This is a genomic window from Microbacterium sp. EF45047, from assembly GCF_028472845.1.
Classification (GTDB): Bacteria; Actinomycetota; Actinomycetes; order Actinomycetales; family Microbacteriaceae; genus Microbacterium; species Microbacterium neungamense.
Genome location: NZ_CP069429.1, coordinates 2159172 through 2174282, shown reverse-complemented (window position 1 = coordinate 2174282; position 15111 = coordinate 2159172). Strand labels below are relative to the sequence as shown.

15 protein-coding genes are annotated in these 15111 nt (G+C 72.2%); 9 read left to right on the top strand and 6 right to left on the bottom strand.

Features of this window, described 5'->3' with window-relative positions; all coding sequences use genetic code 11:
* Position 1: 1 nt before the first annotated feature.
* Both JRG78_RS10660 and JRG78_RS10655 read right to left on the bottom strand, forming a co-directional pair.
* Positions 2-637, bottom strand: coding sequence for an SDR family oxidoreductase (locus JRG78_RS10660; RefSeq protein WP_259606642.1), 636 nt, complete (start codon positions 635-637; stop codon positions 2-4).
* 136 nt (positions 638-773) lie between these two features.
* The gene (locus tag JRG78_RS10655; protein WP_259606641.1) at positions 774-2213 is read right to left on the bottom strand and encodes a DUF6421 family protein; all 1440 of its coding nucleotides are present in this window, start codon (positions 2211-2213) and stop codon (positions 774-776) included.
* 72 nt (positions 2214-2285) lie between these two features.
* Here JRG78_RS10655 and JRG78_RS10650 point away from each other — a divergent pair, with 72 nt between their 5' ends.
* The 3 genes from JRG78_RS10650 (at position 2286) to JRG78_RS10640 (ending at position 4615) form a co-directional block, all read left to right on the top strand.
* A complete protein-coding gene (locus JRG78_RS10650; protein WP_259606640.1) occupies positions 2286-2735 on the top strand; it encodes an Lrp/AsnC family transcriptional regulator in 450 nt (149 codons plus the stop codon).
* A 93-nt stretch (positions 2736-2828) separates the two neighbouring features.
* Positions 2829-3809, top strand: a complete 981-nt coding sequence (locus JRG78_RS10645; protein WP_259606639.1) for a 1,4-dihydroxy-2-naphthoate polyprenyltransferase — start codon at positions 2829-2831, stop codon at positions 3807-3809.
* Positions 3809-4615: a protein phosphatase 2C domain-containing protein gene (locus JRG78_RS10640; protein ID WP_259606638.1), complete on the top strand. Its 807-nt coding sequence runs from the start codon at positions 3809-3811 to the stop codon at positions 4613-4615. Before JRG78_RS10645 ends, JRG78_RS10640 begins: the two co-directional genes overlap by 1 nt.
* 91 nt (positions 4616-4706) lie before the next feature.
* On the opposite strand, the gene JRG78_RS10635 is transcribed toward JRG78_RS10640, so the two are convergent.
* On the bottom strand, positions 4707-4970 hold the full coding sequence (locus JRG78_RS10635; protein WP_259606637.1) for a DUF4229 domain-containing protein: 264 nt from the start codon (positions 4968-4970) through the stop codon (positions 4707-4709).
* Positions 4971-5406: 436 nt separating this feature from the next.
* On the bottom strand, positions 5407-6147 hold the full coding sequence (locus JRG78_RS10630; protein ID WP_259606636.1) for a DUF3800 domain-containing protein: 741 nt from the start codon (positions 6145-6147) through the stop codon (positions 5407-5409).
* A gap of 146 nt (positions 6148-6293) precedes the next feature.
* On the opposite strand from JRG78_RS10630, the gene JRG78_RS10625 reads away from it, so the two are divergent.
* Both JRG78_RS10625 and menD read left to right on the top strand, forming a co-directional pair.
* On the top strand, positions 6294-6632 hold the full coding sequence (locus JRG78_RS10625; protein ID WP_259606635.1) for a PLD nuclease N-terminal domain-containing protein: 339 nt from the start codon (positions 6294-6296) through the stop codon (positions 6630-6632).
* Positions 6629-8287, top strand: coding sequence for a 2-succinyl-5-enolpyruvyl-6-hydroxy-3-cyclohexene-1-carboxylic-acid synthase (gene menD, locus JRG78_RS10620; RefSeq protein WP_259606634.1), 1659 nt, complete (start codon positions 6629-6631; stop codon positions 8285-8287). Before JRG78_RS10625 ends, menD begins: the two co-directional genes overlap by 4 nt.
* Positions 8288-8305: 18 nt before the next feature.
* Here the strand turns inward: menD and rmuC are convergent, their stop codons facing one another.
* Positions 8306-9913: a DNA recombination protein RmuC gene (gene rmuC, locus JRG78_RS10615; RefSeq protein ID WP_259606633.1), complete on the bottom strand. Its 1608-nt coding sequence runs from the start codon at positions 9911-9913 to the stop codon at positions 8306-8308.
* A 125-nt stretch (positions 9914-10038) separates the two neighbouring features.
* Here rmuC and JRG78_RS10610 point away from each other — a divergent pair, with 125 nt between their 5' ends.
* Positions 10039-10887, top strand: coding sequence for a polyphosphate kinase 2 family protein (locus JRG78_RS10610; RefSeq protein ID WP_259606632.1), 849 nt, complete (start codon positions 10039-10041; stop codon positions 10885-10887).
* Positions 10888-11028: 141 nt separating this feature from the next.
* Here JRG78_RS10610 and ubiE read toward each other — a convergent pair whose 3' ends face one another.
* Complete coding sequence (gene ubiE, locus JRG78_RS10605; protein ID WP_259606631.1) at positions 11029-11748, bottom strand: bifunctional demethylmenaquinone methyltransferase/2-methoxy-6-polyprenyl-1,4-benzoquinol methylase UbiE; 720 nt, start codon at positions 11746-11748, stop codon at positions 11029-11031.
* Positions 11749-11958: 210 nt separating this feature from the next.
* On the opposite strand from ubiE, the gene JRG78_RS10600 reads away from it, so the two are divergent.
* From JRG78_RS10600 to JRG78_RS10590, 3 genes are all read left to right on the top strand, one after another.
* Positions 11959-12594 carry a hypothetical protein gene (locus JRG78_RS10600; RefSeq protein ID WP_259606630.1) on the top strand — a complete coding sequence of 212 codons (636 nt, stop codon included), beginning with the start codon at positions 11959-11961 and terminating at the stop codon, positions 12592-12594.
* On the top strand, positions 12591-13871 hold the full coding sequence (locus JRG78_RS10595) for an isochorismate synthase (RefSeq protein WP_259606629.1): 1281 nt from the start codon (positions 12591-12593) through the stop codon (positions 13869-13871). The genes JRG78_RS10600 and JRG78_RS10595 overlap by 4 nt, the downstream gene beginning before the upstream one ends.
* Before the next feature lie 166 nt (positions 13872-14037).
* Entirely contained in the window at positions 14038-15099 is a 1062-nt protein-coding gene (locus JRG78_RS10590; RefSeq protein WP_259606628.1) for a polyprenyl synthetase family protein, read from the top strand.
* Positions 15100-15111: the final 12 nt, after the last annotated feature.

Here is a 15111-nt window from a genome sequence, read left to right as displayed (position 1 = left end):
ATCAGAGGGTGATCGCCCGGTCGTTCAGCTCGGCGGCATCCGTGTCCCACAGGCCGGCGACGGCGCCGGCCAGCACCTCCGGATCGAGGGCCTTGACGCGGAACGCCACGGCGGCGGCGCGCAGCGGCTCCGCGGCATCCCGCGCCGCCTTGGCGAAGCCCTGCGCGATGGCGCGGGTCCACGCCTCGCTCGCCGCCTTCAGCGCGGTGTAGTTCGCGCCGCCGGCGAGGGGGCGCTCGACCGTCGTCGAGGAGACGATCGCGAAGCGTCCGGCCTCCGACGCGCGCAGCGCCGCATCGAAGGCGCGGCTGGTCGCGCGCACCGCCTGGAACGCCGGCAGCAGCGCGTCGAAGTCCTCGTCGCTCTGCCCGGCCAGGCCGCCGCCCCCGCGCCAGCCGCCGACGAGCGGGACGACGCCGTCCACCGCGCCGAGGCGCTCGGCCAGCGCCGACATCTCGGCGCGGGACGTCGCGTCGGCCACCTCGACCTGCGCGCCGGCATCCGCCAGGGGCGCCAGCCGCTCGGTCGAGCGACCCGTCGCGACGACCCGCGCGCCTGCGGCGACGAGGGATCGTGTGACGGCCAGGCCCGCGGCGCTCGTCGCGCCGGCCAGCACCACCGTGCGTGCAGCGTTCATGGCAGCATCCTCTCCTGTCCGGCCGGAGACGGCCGGCTCTGCTCGGTCCCGAACGGCGAATCGCGTCCCGATCCGCTGGACCCCTCGCGAGGAGTGGCCGACGGATCGGGACGCGCTCGGCGGGACGCTCCGGTCGTCAGTCGTCGGTTCCGCGGATGCCGACGGTCGACTCGATGACCGGCTTCATCTTCTTGTCGAGGGCCTCGAAGAACATCGACAGCGGGAACTCGTCGTCCAGCACGGCGTCGGTGTAGCCCTTCGGCGGGCCGGCGAGGATCTCGTCGCTCAGACCGCGAGCCCAGACGGATGCCGGGTGCGGGGTGAGCACGCTGCGGATCAGCTCGTACGCCGCCAGCCAGTGCGCGGTCTTGGGACGGTCGATCGAGCGCCAGTAGAGCTCGTCGATGGCGTCGCCGAGCGCGACGACCGCGTCCGGCACGCCCTCCCAGTCGAAGGCGAGCTGGGTGTCGGTCCAGTGCAGCACGCCGCGCTGGTGCAGCCACGCGAACAGCAGCTGGCCGCCGAGCCCGTCGTAGTTGCGCACCCGCGAGCCGGTGATCGCGAACCGGAAGATCCGGTCGAAGATCACCGCGTACTGCACGAGTCCGGCGTGCTGGAGCATCTCCTGCTCGGCGGCCGGCAGCTCCTCACCCTCGGCCACCCGCGCCTTCAGGGCCCGCTGGATCTTCACCGACTCGCGGAACGCGGTCAGGTCGCAGCGCAGCTCCTCCAGCGAGTACAGGAAGAACGGCATCCGCTGCTTGATCATGAACGGGTCGAAGGGCAGGTCGCCGCGCATGTGGGTACGGTCGTGGATGATGTCCCACATCACGAAGGTCTTCTCCGTGAGCGACTGGTCGTCGAGCATCCGCGCCGCGTCCTCGGGGAGGTCGAGCTTGGTGATCTCGGATGCCGCGCGGACGACGCGGCGGTAGCGGGCCGCCTCGCGGTCCTGGAAGATCGCGCCCCAGGTGAAGGCCGGGATCTCGCGCATCGCGACGGTCTCGGGGAACAGCACGGCCGAGTTGGTGTCGTAGCCGGGCGTGAAGTCCACCAGGCGCAGGGAGACGAACAGCTTGTTGCCGTAGTCGCCCGCCTCGAGCTCGCCGATGAACTCCGGCCAGATGGTCTCGACGATCAGCGCCTCGACGAGGCGGTCGCTGGAGCCGTTCTGGGTGTACATCGGGAACACGACGAGGTGGCGGATGCCGTCGACGCGGTGCTGCTGCGGCTGGAAAGCCACGAGCGAGTCGTAGAAGTCCGGCACGCCGAAGCCCTCGTCGGCCCAGCGCTGGAAGTCCTTGACGACCGCCTCGAGGTACTCCGCGTCGTGCGGGAACGCCGGGGTGAGGGCGCGGATGCCGGCGATGATCGCGGCGACGTGCTGACGCGCGGCGTCGTGGTCGGCGGTCTCCGGGATCGAACCGTCCTTGATCTGCAGCGGGCGGATGGCGATCGCCGCCTCCTTGAGCAGCTTCCAGGCCTCGCTGGTCTCGGCGGTGCGGGCATCCTCGACGACCTCGGGTTCGCCGATGATGGCCTGAACAGCGGTGCTGTGGGCGGAAAGAGTGGACATCGGAACCTCCAATCGTGAGGTAGAGCGGAATATTTCCGGCGAATACCGGTTCTGACAGGTATTATTCCACGTATGGACGATTCTGTCGACCGGGCCATCCTCGCCGCGATCTCCCGCGACGGCCGTGCCACCCTCGGGCAGCTGTCCGAAGCGGTCGGGCTGTCGACCTCCGCGGTGCAGTCGCGGCTGCGGAGACTGGAGACCCGCGGCGTCATCACCGGGTATCGGGCCGTGCTGGACCCCGAGCAGGTGGGCGCGCCGCTGTCGGCGTTCATCGAGATCACCCCGCTCGATCCGGCCCAGCCGGACAACGCCCCAGAACTCCTGGAGCACCTGACCGCCATCGAGGCGTGCCACTCCATCGCCGGCGACGCGAGCTACATGCTGTTCGTCCGCGTCTCCTCGCCCCGCGCGCTGGAGCAGCTGGTCCGCGACATCCGCCTGGCCGCGAACGTGAGCACCCGCACGACGGTCGTGCTGCAGACGTTCTACGAGCACCGGCCGATCGTCACGGCCGAGTGAACCCGGGCGGCCGACTCGCGGGGTGACGCGCGGGCCGGATCCGCGCCTCGGCACCCGGCGGCCGCGCATGGGCGGCCTCGCTAGGATGCCTGCGTGGCAGGAACCTCGAAGCAGAAGAAGTCGAAGCGACAGGCTCCGCGGAGCGCCGCCCGCCGGCGGCCGGTGGGCAACCCCGCGAAGCGCCCGGCCGCGACCGTGGACCCGGTCACCGCGAGGGACTGGATCGGCGCGGCGCGGCTGCGCACCCTTCCGCTCGCCGTCGCACCCGTCGTCCTCGGCAGCGGAGCCGCGCAGGTCGCCGACCGGGAACTGCACTGGGTGATCGCGCTGGCGTGCCTGGCGGTGTCGGTGCTGCTGCAGATCGGCGTCAACTTCGCGAACGACTACAGCGACGGCATCCGCGGCACCGATGCGCACCGTGTCGGGCCGGCGCGGCTGACCGCATCCGGCCGGGTGCCGGCGAAGCGGGTCCTCGTCGTCGCCCTCGTGTTCTTCGCGCTCGCCGCCGTGGCGGGTCTTGCGATCGTGATCCGCACACAGCAGTGGTGGATGCTGGCCGTGGGGGCCGCCTGCATCGTGGCGGCGTGGTTCTACACCGGGGGGAAGCGGCCGTACGGCTACAACGCGCTGGGCGAGGTGTTCGTCTTCGTGTTCTTCGGGCTCGTCGCCACGCTCGGCACCACCTGGGTGCAGGCGTTCCAGCTGCCGCTGGAGGCGTGGCTCGGCGCGGTGTCGGCCGGTCTGTTCGCGTGCGCGGTCCTGCTGGCGAACAACCTGCGCGACATCGACCAGGACCGCGCGGCGGGCAAGCGCACGCTCACGGTGCTGATCGGCCGGCGGGCCACGCAGGTGCTGTTCACGCTCTTCGTGCTCATCCCGTTCGGGCTGGCCGCGTGGATCGCCGTGCTGTACCCGATCGCGTGGCTGGCGCCGCTGGCGCTCCTGGCGGGGCTGCCGGCGATCCTCATCGTGTGGACGTATCGGCAGCCGCGTGAGCTGGTGATCGCGCTGGGCCTCACCTCGCTGACCGCGCTCGGCTACGCCGGTTTCGTGTACTGGGCGCTGGTCGGCTGATGTTCTCGTCCTACTCCCTGCCCGCCGTCGCCGGGCGGGAGAGTGAGGACGCGCTCGCCGTGGGCGACGGCATCGCGGTCGTGGTGGACGGGGCCGGCCTGCCGACGTCGATGCGGAGCGGATGCCGGCACGCGGTCGCCTGGTACGCGCGGTGTCTGGCCGAGGCGTTCCGGGAGGGGTTGGAGAACCGCGCCGTCGCGATGCCGGCGGCGCTCGCTGCGGCGATCGAGCGGGTCAGGGCGTCGCACGCGCACACGTGCGATCTCGGGGCCGGATCGCCGAGTGCGACCGTGGCCGCCTGGCGGATCGACGACGAGGAGGTGGAGCACCTGGTGCTCTGCGACGCGTCGATCGTGCTCGTCGGCCGCGACGGCGCGGTGCGCGAGGTCACGGACGACCGGATCGACGCGGCGGTCGAGCGGCGGGCATCCGAACTGCTCCGAGAGGGAGCGGCAGGCGGGGAGCCGGCCGAGGAGGAGGTCGCCGCGGCGCGGCTCGCCGCACTCGACGAGACGCGCAACCGCGACGGCGGGTTCTGGTGCTGCCACACCGATCCGCGTGCGGCCGGGCACGCGCTCACCGGGCGGAGCCGGGTGGACGAGCTGGCGGCGATCGTCGCGGCCTCCGACGGAGGCACGCGTGGGTTCCAGCTGCTGGACGCGCATCCCATCGAACGGTTCGGCGCCCTCGCCGTCGCCGGGCGGCTGGCCGACATCGCCGCGGAGATCCGCGCCGCTGAGGACACGGCGTCGCTGCGCTTCGCGAAGACGCACGACGACATCCTGCTCGCGGTCGAGACGTTCTGACGGCCGGGGCAGGCGTTCGTCGCGGTGCGCCCAGTTCGGGGCCGGCGTCGCGGTGTCGCGCGGCCGCGAGCCTCGAGGCGGATGCCGCCGCTCAGGCGCTCGTGGTGCCGCCGTCCTCGACGTCCTCGTCCGTGAGCCGCTCACGGCGGGCGGCGCGCCGGGCGTGCAGGTCGCGGGAGGCGTTGGAGAGCGGGGCGCGCAGGAACAGCAGCGAGATGCTCATCCCGATCAGCGCGGCGAACAGCGCCGCGAGCCACCAGTACTCGCGGAAGATCGGGAAGAAGAACCACAGGATGGCGAGCGGGACGAGGAAGGCCAGCAGTCGCAGCACCGTGTAGAGGAGGAGGTTCTTCACCCTGCAAGTCTAGGTTCGGCCGGTTAGGGCTCCGCTGGGTGCCGGCACTCGAGGCGGCATGCCCGGCGCTGTCATCCGGCGTCGCGGTTCGTCATCTCCGGCAACCTGCGGGCGCCGATGGGGGAGGTCCGAGGTAGCGTCGGTGCATCGCGGCGATCCGGGTGGTCCCGGGCCACAGCTCATACCTGATGGTGCAGCGGGTTCGACTCCCGCCGTCGCGTCGAAGACTCCCGCCCTCACGTCGCGTGGAAGGGCGGCGGCCGGGCGGCGCCGCGGCACATCAATCCGGGCCGTGTCTGACGTACGGCGTAAGGTGGGCAGGCACCCTGACACGAGGGCATGTGGTGGAACAGCCGGCCGTCGCGTAGTGTTACAGCAAGTGGATTGGGCATTCCCGATCGGCGCCTGGCCTCCGGTAACCCGGGGGCCTTTCGCTTTATGAGTGGATCTTCAGTCCGTACCCGTTGATGCTTCCGGACGCTGATCGACGCAGCTTCGGTTCGATGATGTCCCACGCACGGTTGGGCTGATCCGGTCGAAGGACATGGAGCCCGACCGGGCGCGCGACCATATCCGCCACTTGCAAGCCGGAGCTGTTCGATTGCTTGCTCACGCAGAGGAAGTCGAGGCTCTGCGCCATGCCCTGCATCTGCGTTCGAGCCATCAACCTTCGGAATTCGAGCTCAAGCTCGTCATCCTCTTTCCGTCCACGGCTCTCGAAGATCACCCGCGTCACCCTTCCGCGTTGTCCGCGGCTCTGCAGTTCCATGAAGACGCGCTCAAGCCCGAACTCGAGAGCGACGTGATACGGGTTGTTCGCGACACCTCGCCTGGCTTTGTAGGGCTCCTTCAGAATCACACTCGCCGTCACGATGAACGGCGACTGGGTGAGCAGGGCGTTGAGGTCGGACATGAAGGCGGCGCGAACCCCTGGGTCCCTGAGGATATGGAAAGGAGGTCTGGCCTTGCGGATATCCATCTCATGAAGGATCACCATGTCGTGGCCGAAGTACCTGAACTTCAGACGTTGTACTTCCGGCACGATCTGGCCGACGTATGTCGGCACATGGAAGATGCAGAACGCGAGTACGAACACCGGGTAGTCCGGGTTGATCTGCTCCAGGCCATGGTCGCCACTCTCGTCGACGTAGACGACGTAGTCGCTGAACTCCGGCATGCGTTCAGCGTAAAGGTGCGATCCGATACCGCCCCGCGGCATCCCGTTCTGATCACGCATTCGGACGCGAGACCAGAGGAGCCCACAAGGACACCCGGGCGCGGTCCCGCGGATCCCGCGCCCGCACGCGGATCTAGACTGGAAGCATGGCCCGAGTGCTGATCGTCGGCGGGTTCCTGGCCGCCGCGTTCTGGATCTTCAGCATCGTCGACTGCGCTGTGCAGCCGGCGGCGCGGCACCGCGGCGTCTCGAAGGGCGTCTGGGTGGCCATCGTGGTGCTGATCCCGGTGCTTGGCGGCATCCTGTGGTTCGCGCTCGGTCGCCGGCGCGCGGACGGCGGAGGCTCTCCGCTGATCGCGCCGGATGACGACCCGGAGTTCCTCCGCGGCCTCAACCGCACGGAGCAGGACGAGCGCATCCGGCGCCTGGAGGAGGAGCTCGCCCGCCTCGAGGACGAGTCCGACGGCCCGGACCCTCGCTCGTGACGGATTCCCCCGCGAGCGCGGAGGCCGTCGCCCTCCTCGCCGAGCTCGTGGCGCACGGCGTGCGGGACGTGGTGATCGCGCCCGGATCCCGGTCGCAGGCGCTCGCCCTCGCCGCGACGGCGCTGAGCCGTGCCGGTGCGCTGCGCGTGCACGTGCGCGTCGACGAACGGGTCGCCGGGTTCACCGCCCTGGGCATCGCCCGGGAGACGCGGGTTCCGGTGGCCGTCATGTGCACTTCGGGGACCGCCGCCGGCAACCTCCTCCCCGCCGCCATGGAGGCGTTCCACGCCGGCGTCCCGCTGCTGCTGCTCACCGCGGACCGCCCCCCGGAGCTGCGCGGCGTCGGCGCCAACCAGGCGACCGTGCAGCCGGGCCTGTTCGCCTCGTTCGTCCGCTGGGGGCATGACGCGCCGGTACCGGGGGACGGCTCGTGGCGCGGGCTCGGGGCGCGTGCGGTGGCCGCCGCGGTCGGGAACGAGGGGCAGGGCATCGCGGGCGTGGCGGGGCCCGTGCACCTGAACCTCCCGTGCCGGGAGCCGCTGTCCGGCCCGGTGGAGGTCTCGGTCGCGTCCGGTGAGGCGCCGCGGCGCCCGGAGCCGGCGCCCACGACGCTGGAGCGCGGCCCGCGGACCGTGGTGATCGCGGGGGCGGATGCCGGGCCGGATGCCGAGGCGATCGCCTTCGCCGGCGGCTGGCCGCTGATCGCCGAGATCGTCAGCGGCGCGCGGTTCGGCCGGCTGCTCGTGCACGGCTATCGGATGCTGCTGCGCGACGAGCAGCTCGGCGGACGGATCGAGCGCGCGGTGGTGCTCGGGCATCCGACGCTCAGCCGGGAGGTCGCCGCCCTGCTCGCACGGCGCGACGTGGACGTCGTCGCCGTCCGCTCGGGCGGGGAGGCACTGAACCTGAACGGCCGCACGACGGCTGTCCAGGCGGTCACGGTCGCGCCGGGGGAGACCGACCGGGAGTGGCTCGGAGCGTGGATGGCCGCATCCGCCGCGGCATCCGTCGACCTCAGCCCGCCCGCACCGGATCAGGAGGGGCTGTCCTCCGAGGACCGCGCGGCCCGCCTGGACGCGGTGCGCGCCGAACTCGACGTGGTGCGCCGTCCTCTCGACCGGGAGCTCGTGGCGGATGCGGTGTGGCGTGCGACCTGGCCGCATGACCGGCTGGTGTTCGGCTCCTCCCGCCTGGTGCGGGTGGCGGACCAGGTGCTCGGCGGGAAGAAGGTGCCGGTGCACGCCAACCGCGGGCTCGCCGGCATCGACGGGACGATCGCGACGGCGACCGGCATCGCCGTCGCCAGCCAGGCCGGCGGAGCGCCGGGCGTCACCCGCGTGCTGCTCGGCGACCTCGCGTTCCTGCACGACGTGGGCGCCCTGATGCTGCCCGCCGACGAACCGCGTCCCCGGCTGCAGCTGATCGTCGGCAACGACGGCGGCGGCACGATCTTCGACGGGCTCGAGGTCGCCGGATCCGCCGCCGCGGAGGACCTGGACCGGGTCTTCTACACGCCGCAGACCGTCCGCCTGGAGGAGCTGGCCGCCGCGTACGGCTGGGAGTACGTCCGGGTGACCACGCGATCCGCCCTGGACCAGGCCCTGACGACCCCGACCGGTGGCACGCAGATCATCGAAGTGCCGCTGCCCCGGTAGCCGGGCGTCGGTCCGTCGTCACCGCAGCCGCTCGGTGATCTCCTTGATGTCCGCGCTCGCGTACCGGACCGGCGCCTCGAGGGACTCGGTCTCCGTCGCGAGGCCCTCCGTCTCCGCCGTGAGCTTCTCCCGGCCTTCGGTGAGGTAGAGGTCGGCCTTCTGCGGCGCGATCGCGAGCGTCTCGATCGGGTCGGTCTCGGTGAGCACATCCTCCAGACCCTGCAGGGCGCTGAACCGGCGCGCCTGGGTGACGACGTTGCGGTCGAGGGAGCCGGCGAACCTGTTGTACGCCTCCACGGTGGAGTTCAGCCGCTTACCGAGCGTCGCCAGGTGCTGACCGAGCGTCCCCAGCCGCTTGTGCAGTTCCTTGCCGACCGTGAAGATCTGGTGCGCCTCCTGCGCCAGCTGCTCCTGCCGCCAGGCGTGGCCGACGGTGCGCAGCAGCGCCACCAGCGTCGACGGGGTCGCGATCACGACATTGCGCTCGAACGCGTACTCGTAGAGGGTGGCGTCCTGGTCGAGCGCCGCGGTGAGGAACGGCTCGGCCGGCACGAACATCACGACGAACTCGGGCGAGCCGGCCACGGCGTCCCAGTACTCCTTGGTGCCGAGGTCATCGATGTGCTTCTTCAGGTGACGGGCGTGCGCCTGCAGCCGCTGCATCCGCACGGTCTCGTCGGTCGCCTCCATCGCCTCCAGGTATCCGTTGAAGGCGACCTTCGAATCCACCACGACGCGCTTGTCGCCGGCGAGGTGGATCACGAGGTCGGGGCGCAGCGCACCCTCGTCGGTGCGGTGGTGCTCCTGCTCGGCGAAATCGACGTGGTTCAGCATCCCGGCCGCCTCGACCACGCGGCGCAGCTGCAGCTCGCCCCATCGGCCGCGCACCTGCGGGGCCCGGAGGGCGTTCACGAGGTTGCGGGTCTCCGAACCGAGCGCCTCGGAAGACTGCCGCATGAACTGCAGCTGCTCGGTGAGGGCGGCGTTCGCCTCCGCGCGGGCCTTCTCGGCCGAGGTCATCTCGCTCTTGACGGTGTCGAGCGTCTTCTGGATCGGCTCGATGAGCTTCTCCACCGCCTCCTGCCGACGCCGCAGCTCTGCGGCGCCCTCGCTCTGGCTGCGCTTGAGCCGCTCCTCCGCCTGCGCCAGGAACGTCTTCGCATTGGCATCCAGCGCCCGCTTGCTGAGCGCCTCGAACTCGTCCGCGAGCCGCTTGGTGTCCGCGCGCAGCTCCTCGATCCGCTGCTCGGCGCGCCGGCGCTCCTCAAGCACGTCCTTCTCCGCCTCGGCGCGGACCTCGGCGAGGCGGCGCTCGTGGGCGGCGCGCTCGTCCTGCATCCGCTGCGCCGCATCCCGCCGGACCTCGGCCAGCGCCGCCTCGGCGAGCTCCCGCGCCTCCGCCACGCGCTGCGCGCCCAGGCGGCGCTCCTCCTCCACGCGCCCCGAGGTCTCGGCGCGCGCCGCCTCCACGTCCCGGCGGAGGCCGTCGATCTGCAGGCGCGCCGCGACCAGCTCGGCCTGCTCGGCCGTGCCGGAGGCCTGCCCGCGCTGACGGCCGAGCACGAAGCCCAGCGCGCCGGCGAGCGCGGCGGCGACGATGGCGATGACGACGAGAACGATGTCCATGTCCCCAGTGTGACGGGGGTCTCGGACATCGCCGCATCCGCCCGCCGCATCCGTCCCAGCATCCGTCCCCGCATCGATCCGAATCGGCGGAGGCGCGCTGCCGCCGCGTCGTGGATGATGGGCACATGACGACGCAGCGATGGCCGACCGGGGAGCTGCTCCGGGTCGGTGACGGCTTCCGGCTGGACGATGTCGATCCCGCGGCGACGCCCGGCTACGACCGCGGCAAGGCGGCGGGCAAGAAGGACCTCGCTCTGCGCGGCGACGTCCTCAGCGAACTGCAGGAGCGGCTCTACGCGGCCAGCCGGGGCGGGGAGGCGCGCGACGCCGTGCTGCTCGTGCTGCAGGCCATGGACACCGCCGGCAAGGGCGGCATCCTGCGTCACGTGATGGGCGGCGTCGACCCGCAGGGCGTCGCTCTGGCCGCGTTCAAGGCGCCGACCGAGGACGAGCGCGCGCACGACTTCCTCTGGCGCGTCGAGAAGCGCCTCCCCGAGCCGGGGATGATCGGCGTGTTCGACCGCTCCCATTACGAGGACGTCCTGATCGTCCGGGTGCGCGGGCTCGCGGACGCCGCCGAGATCGAGCGCCGCTACGGTGCGATCGCCGAGTTCGAGCAGCGCATCGCGGCATCCGGCACCCGCATCGTGAAGGTCATGCTGCACATCTCGCGCGACGAGCAGAAGGCGCGGCTGATGGAGCGGCTCGAGCGCCCGGACAAGCACTGGAAGTACAACCCGGGCGACGTGGACGAGCGGATGCGGTGGGACGACTACATGGCCGCGTATCAGACGGTGTTCGATCGCACGGCATCCGAGACCGCGCCGTGGTATGTCGTGCCGGCCGATCACAAGTGGTACGCGCGCCTGGCGGTGCAGGAGCTGCTCATCGCCGCGCTGGAGGACATCGACCCGCAGTGGCCCGCCGCCGACTTCGACGTCGAGGCCGAGAAGAAGCGCCTCGCCGCCAGCTGACCCCGCCCCGCGGGGGCCCGGGCCCCGCGTCTCCACCCGTCTGTTTGTGCCGTTCTGCTGCTTCCCGGCCTCGGAAGCAGCAGAACGGCACAAATAGACGCTCAGGGGCGGGGCGCTCAGGGGCGGGGCGCTGAGGGGCGGTCAGCGGGGCTTGCGGGCGCGGTGCAGGGCGACGATCCCGAAGCTCAGGTTGCGGTAGGCGACGTCGATCCAGCCGGCCTCCCGGATCCAGGCGGCGAGGGTGCGCTGGTCGGGCCAGTCCCGGATCGACTCGTTCAGGTAGTCGTACGCCTCGCCGTTCGTCCCGGCCACGCGCGCGATCCGCGGCAGCACCTGGCCGTTGTAGAACCGGAAGAACGCCCGGAACAGCGCACCCGGCGGCGTGGAGAACTCGTTGATGACCATCCGCCCGCCGGGTTTGGTGACCCGGTACAGCTCCCGCAGCGCCTTCTTCGGATCCTGGACGTTGCGCAGCCCGTACGACATCGTGACCGCGTCGAACTCGCCGTCCGCGAAGGGCAGGTTCATGGCATCCGCCTCGACGAACGTCAGGTTGGGGAGGTGCCCGTGCCGCCGGCGGCCCTCGGCCAGCATCCCGGGGGAGAAGTCGGCGGCGACCACCTCGGCGCCGCTGCGGGCGAGGGAGGCGGAGGAGGATGCCGTGCCCGCCGCGAGATCCAGGATGCGCTCGCCCCGGCGCGGCGCCACGGCCCGCGTGGTCGCCGCACGCCACAACGCGTCGTTGCCGAGCGTCATCGCCGTGTTCGTGCGGTCGTACCCGGGCGCCACCTGGTCGAACATGCCGCTGACGCGGGACGGATCCTTGCCGAGATCGGCGCGATTGGGCTCGCGGGAGGTCATGCTCCGAGTCTAGGCGGGGCCGCGTCGCCGCACCCGTGCCGGTCGGCACGCCCCGGGCCGTGCGCTTCGCGCGGAGATGTGCAGTTCCCGCGGCCCGGAATCCGGAATCCGTCCGCGGCAGGCGCACATGTCCGCGGCAACGCGCACCCGCCCCTGCTCGAAGCCCGCCCACGCGGGGCCCGCCTCCGGTCGCCCCCGTAGACTCGCCCCGTGAACCACGCGCGCCCCGCCCCCGGAACCCCGATGGTCTTCCAGTGGCGCAAGTGGGACGGCTCGCCGCACTGGCGCGGCGAGTGCGTGTACCTCGGCGCCGACGACTGGGGCGACTGGGTCGGGCAGCCGATCGGCTGGCGCAGCGCGCGTCCCGGTGCGACGTTCACGGCGCAGGGCCCGAACGTCACGCTCATCCCGCGGACTCCGGATGCCGGGGGCGCCGACTTCGCTCTCACGGTGACCCGCGACCATCCCCGCGGCACCCGGATCTACATCGACATCGGCTGGGACGTCCGCTGGGAGGGTACGGATGCCGCCGGAGCCCCAGACGCCGTAGCCCCCGACGCCGGAGCGACGGACCGCGACCTCCCCGTGCTCGCCACTGGCATCGACATGGACCTCGACGTCGTCCGGGTGGTCGGCGACCGCGGCACCTGGGTCGACGACCGCGACGAGTGGGAGGAGCACCGCGTCCGCTACGGCTATCCCGCCGATGTCGTTCGGCGTCTGGAGGCGCTGGCGCTCCAGCTCGAACGGGAGGTGCGGGCGCAGCATCCGCCCTTCGACGACGCCACCGGCGACCACTGGCTGGACCGGCTCGCCGACCTCCGCCTCGATAGGCTGGAGGTGTGACCAGCCCCCGCCTGATCGCGCGGACCCGCGAGATCGACCCCGTCGAGGACCTGCTGGCGCACACCTCCCCGCGGCATCCGCTGGCCTGGCTGCGTCGCGGCGACGGCATCGTGTCCGCATCGAACGGGACCGCCGCCGCCATCCGCGTCCCGGCCGGCACCGACCGCCCGCGTTCGCGCGCCCTCGCCGAGGCGTGGCGCGATCTCGCCGGCTCGGCCGAGATCGACGACGAGGTGCGCCTCCCCGGCACGGGACTGGTCGCCTTCGGCGCGCTCACCTTCGACGAGGACTCGGCGGCCGACAGCATCCTGCTCGTCCCGTCCACGATCATCGGCCGGCACCGCGGGCGCACCTGGCTCACCCGCATCCGCCCCGCGGACGAGGCGACGGATGCCGGGGCGCCCGCCGCCCCGCGTCCGTACGGCCCGCACTGGGCCGGCCGCGTCGGTCCCGGGGCGCTGACGCCGCAGGGGTACCAGGATGCCGTCCGCCGCGCGCTCGTCGAGATCGCCGCGGGCGAGTACAGCAAGGTGGTCCTGGCCCGCGACCTCACCGGCACCGTGCCATCGGATGCCGACCTGCGCCGCCTGGTGCGCGCCCTCGCCACCGGATACCCCGACACGTGGACCTTCGCCGTCGACGGCCTCATCGGCGCCAGCCCGGAGACCCTCGTCACCGTGCAGGACCGCACCGTCACCGCGCGCGTGCTCGCCGGCACCGCCGCCCGCGGCGCCGACGCCGATGGCGACACCGAGGCATCCGCCGCCCTCGCCTCCAGCGTGAAGGACCTCGACGAGCACGAGTACGCCGTGCAAAGCGTGCTCGCGGCGCTCCGTCCGCACACACGGGCGCTCGCCGCGAGCGACCAGCCGTTCACCCTCAAGCTGCCCAACCTCTTCCACCTCGCCACCGACGTGGAGGGCGAGCTGTCCGACGGCGCCTCCGCGCTCGATCTCGTCGGCGCGCTGCATCCGACCGCCGCGGTGGCGGGTACGCCGACGGATGCCGCGCTCGCCGCGATCCGGCGGCTGGAGCCCTTCGATCGCGGCCGCTACGCGGGGCCGGTCGGCTGGGTGGACGCGGCCGGCAACGGGGAGTGGGCGATCGCGCTGCGGTGCGCGCAGTTCGGCGATGCCGCGGCATCCGCTGGCGCGGGACCCGAGACCCTCCCGGTGACCGCCTACGCGGGCGCCGGGATCGTCGCCGGGAGCGACCCCGAGGCGGAGCTGCTCGAGACCCGGGTGAAGTTCCGCCCCCTCGTCGACGCGCTCGCCTGACGACGCCGACTCGCGTCCTCGCGACCACGCCGGCACACGGGCCTGGCGACGCCGACACCTCATCCGGACGACGCCGGCGCATCCCCGCGACCACCGGCGGCGTCATGTGACGATGCCGCCGCGGCGGGGTGAGCGGCGGGTTCCGCCGCGCGGGTAGGCTGGAGGCGTGACTTCGAGCCCCGCAGCCCCGGGCACGCGACTGGCGAGCCGACTCGGCTTCAGCGACCGCGTCTTCCTGGGTCCTGCGGCCCGGCGCGTCGCCCGTGAGATCGAGGAGGGCCTCGACCTCGTTGAGTCGGGTCTCGCCGACGAGCTGCGCGTCGCCGACGCGGTCGCGGATGCCGCGAGCCGATACCTCTACGAGGCCGGCGGCAAGCGCATCCGTCCCGTCCTGACGCTGCTCGCCGCCCAGCTCGGCGAGGGCAACATCCCGCCCGTGATCGACATCGCCAAGGCGCTGGAGCTGACCCACCTCGGCTCGCTGTACCACGACGACGTCATGGACGGCGCAGACAAGCGCCGCGGCGTTCCCGCCGCCCACGCGGTGTGGGGCAACAGCGTGGCGATCCTCACCGGCGACATCCTCTTCTCCCGCGCCAGCCAGATCATGTCGCGCTACGGCGATCGCGCGATCCGGCTGCAGGCCGACACCTTCGAACGGCTCGTGCTCGGGCAGATGCACGAGACCGTCGGCCCGCAGGAGGGCGACGACCCGATCGCGTTCTACATCCAGGTGCTCGCCGACAAGACCGGCTCGCTGATCGCGGCGGCGACGCAGGGCGGCGTGATCTTCTCGAACGCCCCGGCGGAGTACGAGGAGCCGATGCGGGTGTACGGCGAGAAGGTCGGCGTGGCCTTCCAGCTGCTCGACGACGTCATCGACCTGTCCGCCGACCCCGCCGAGACCGGCAAGGTGCCCGGCACCGACCTGCGCGCCGGCGTGCCCACCATGCCCTCCCTGCTGCTGAAGGCGGGAGAGGCGGAGGCCGACCAGGACCTGGCCGCGCGGATCGACGACGGCGTCGTGCGCATCGCCGGCGGTGAAGACCCCGGCATCCTGGACGGGCCGCTCGCCGAGCTGCGCGACCACGACGCGACCCGCCGCACCTTGGAGCTCGCCCGCACCTGGACCGCCGAGGCGATCGCGGCCCTCGAGCCGCTGCCGAAGGGCACGGTGCGCGAAGCCCTCACGCGATTCGCCGAGACCCTCGCCGATCGCAGCAGCTGACGGAAGGAACCC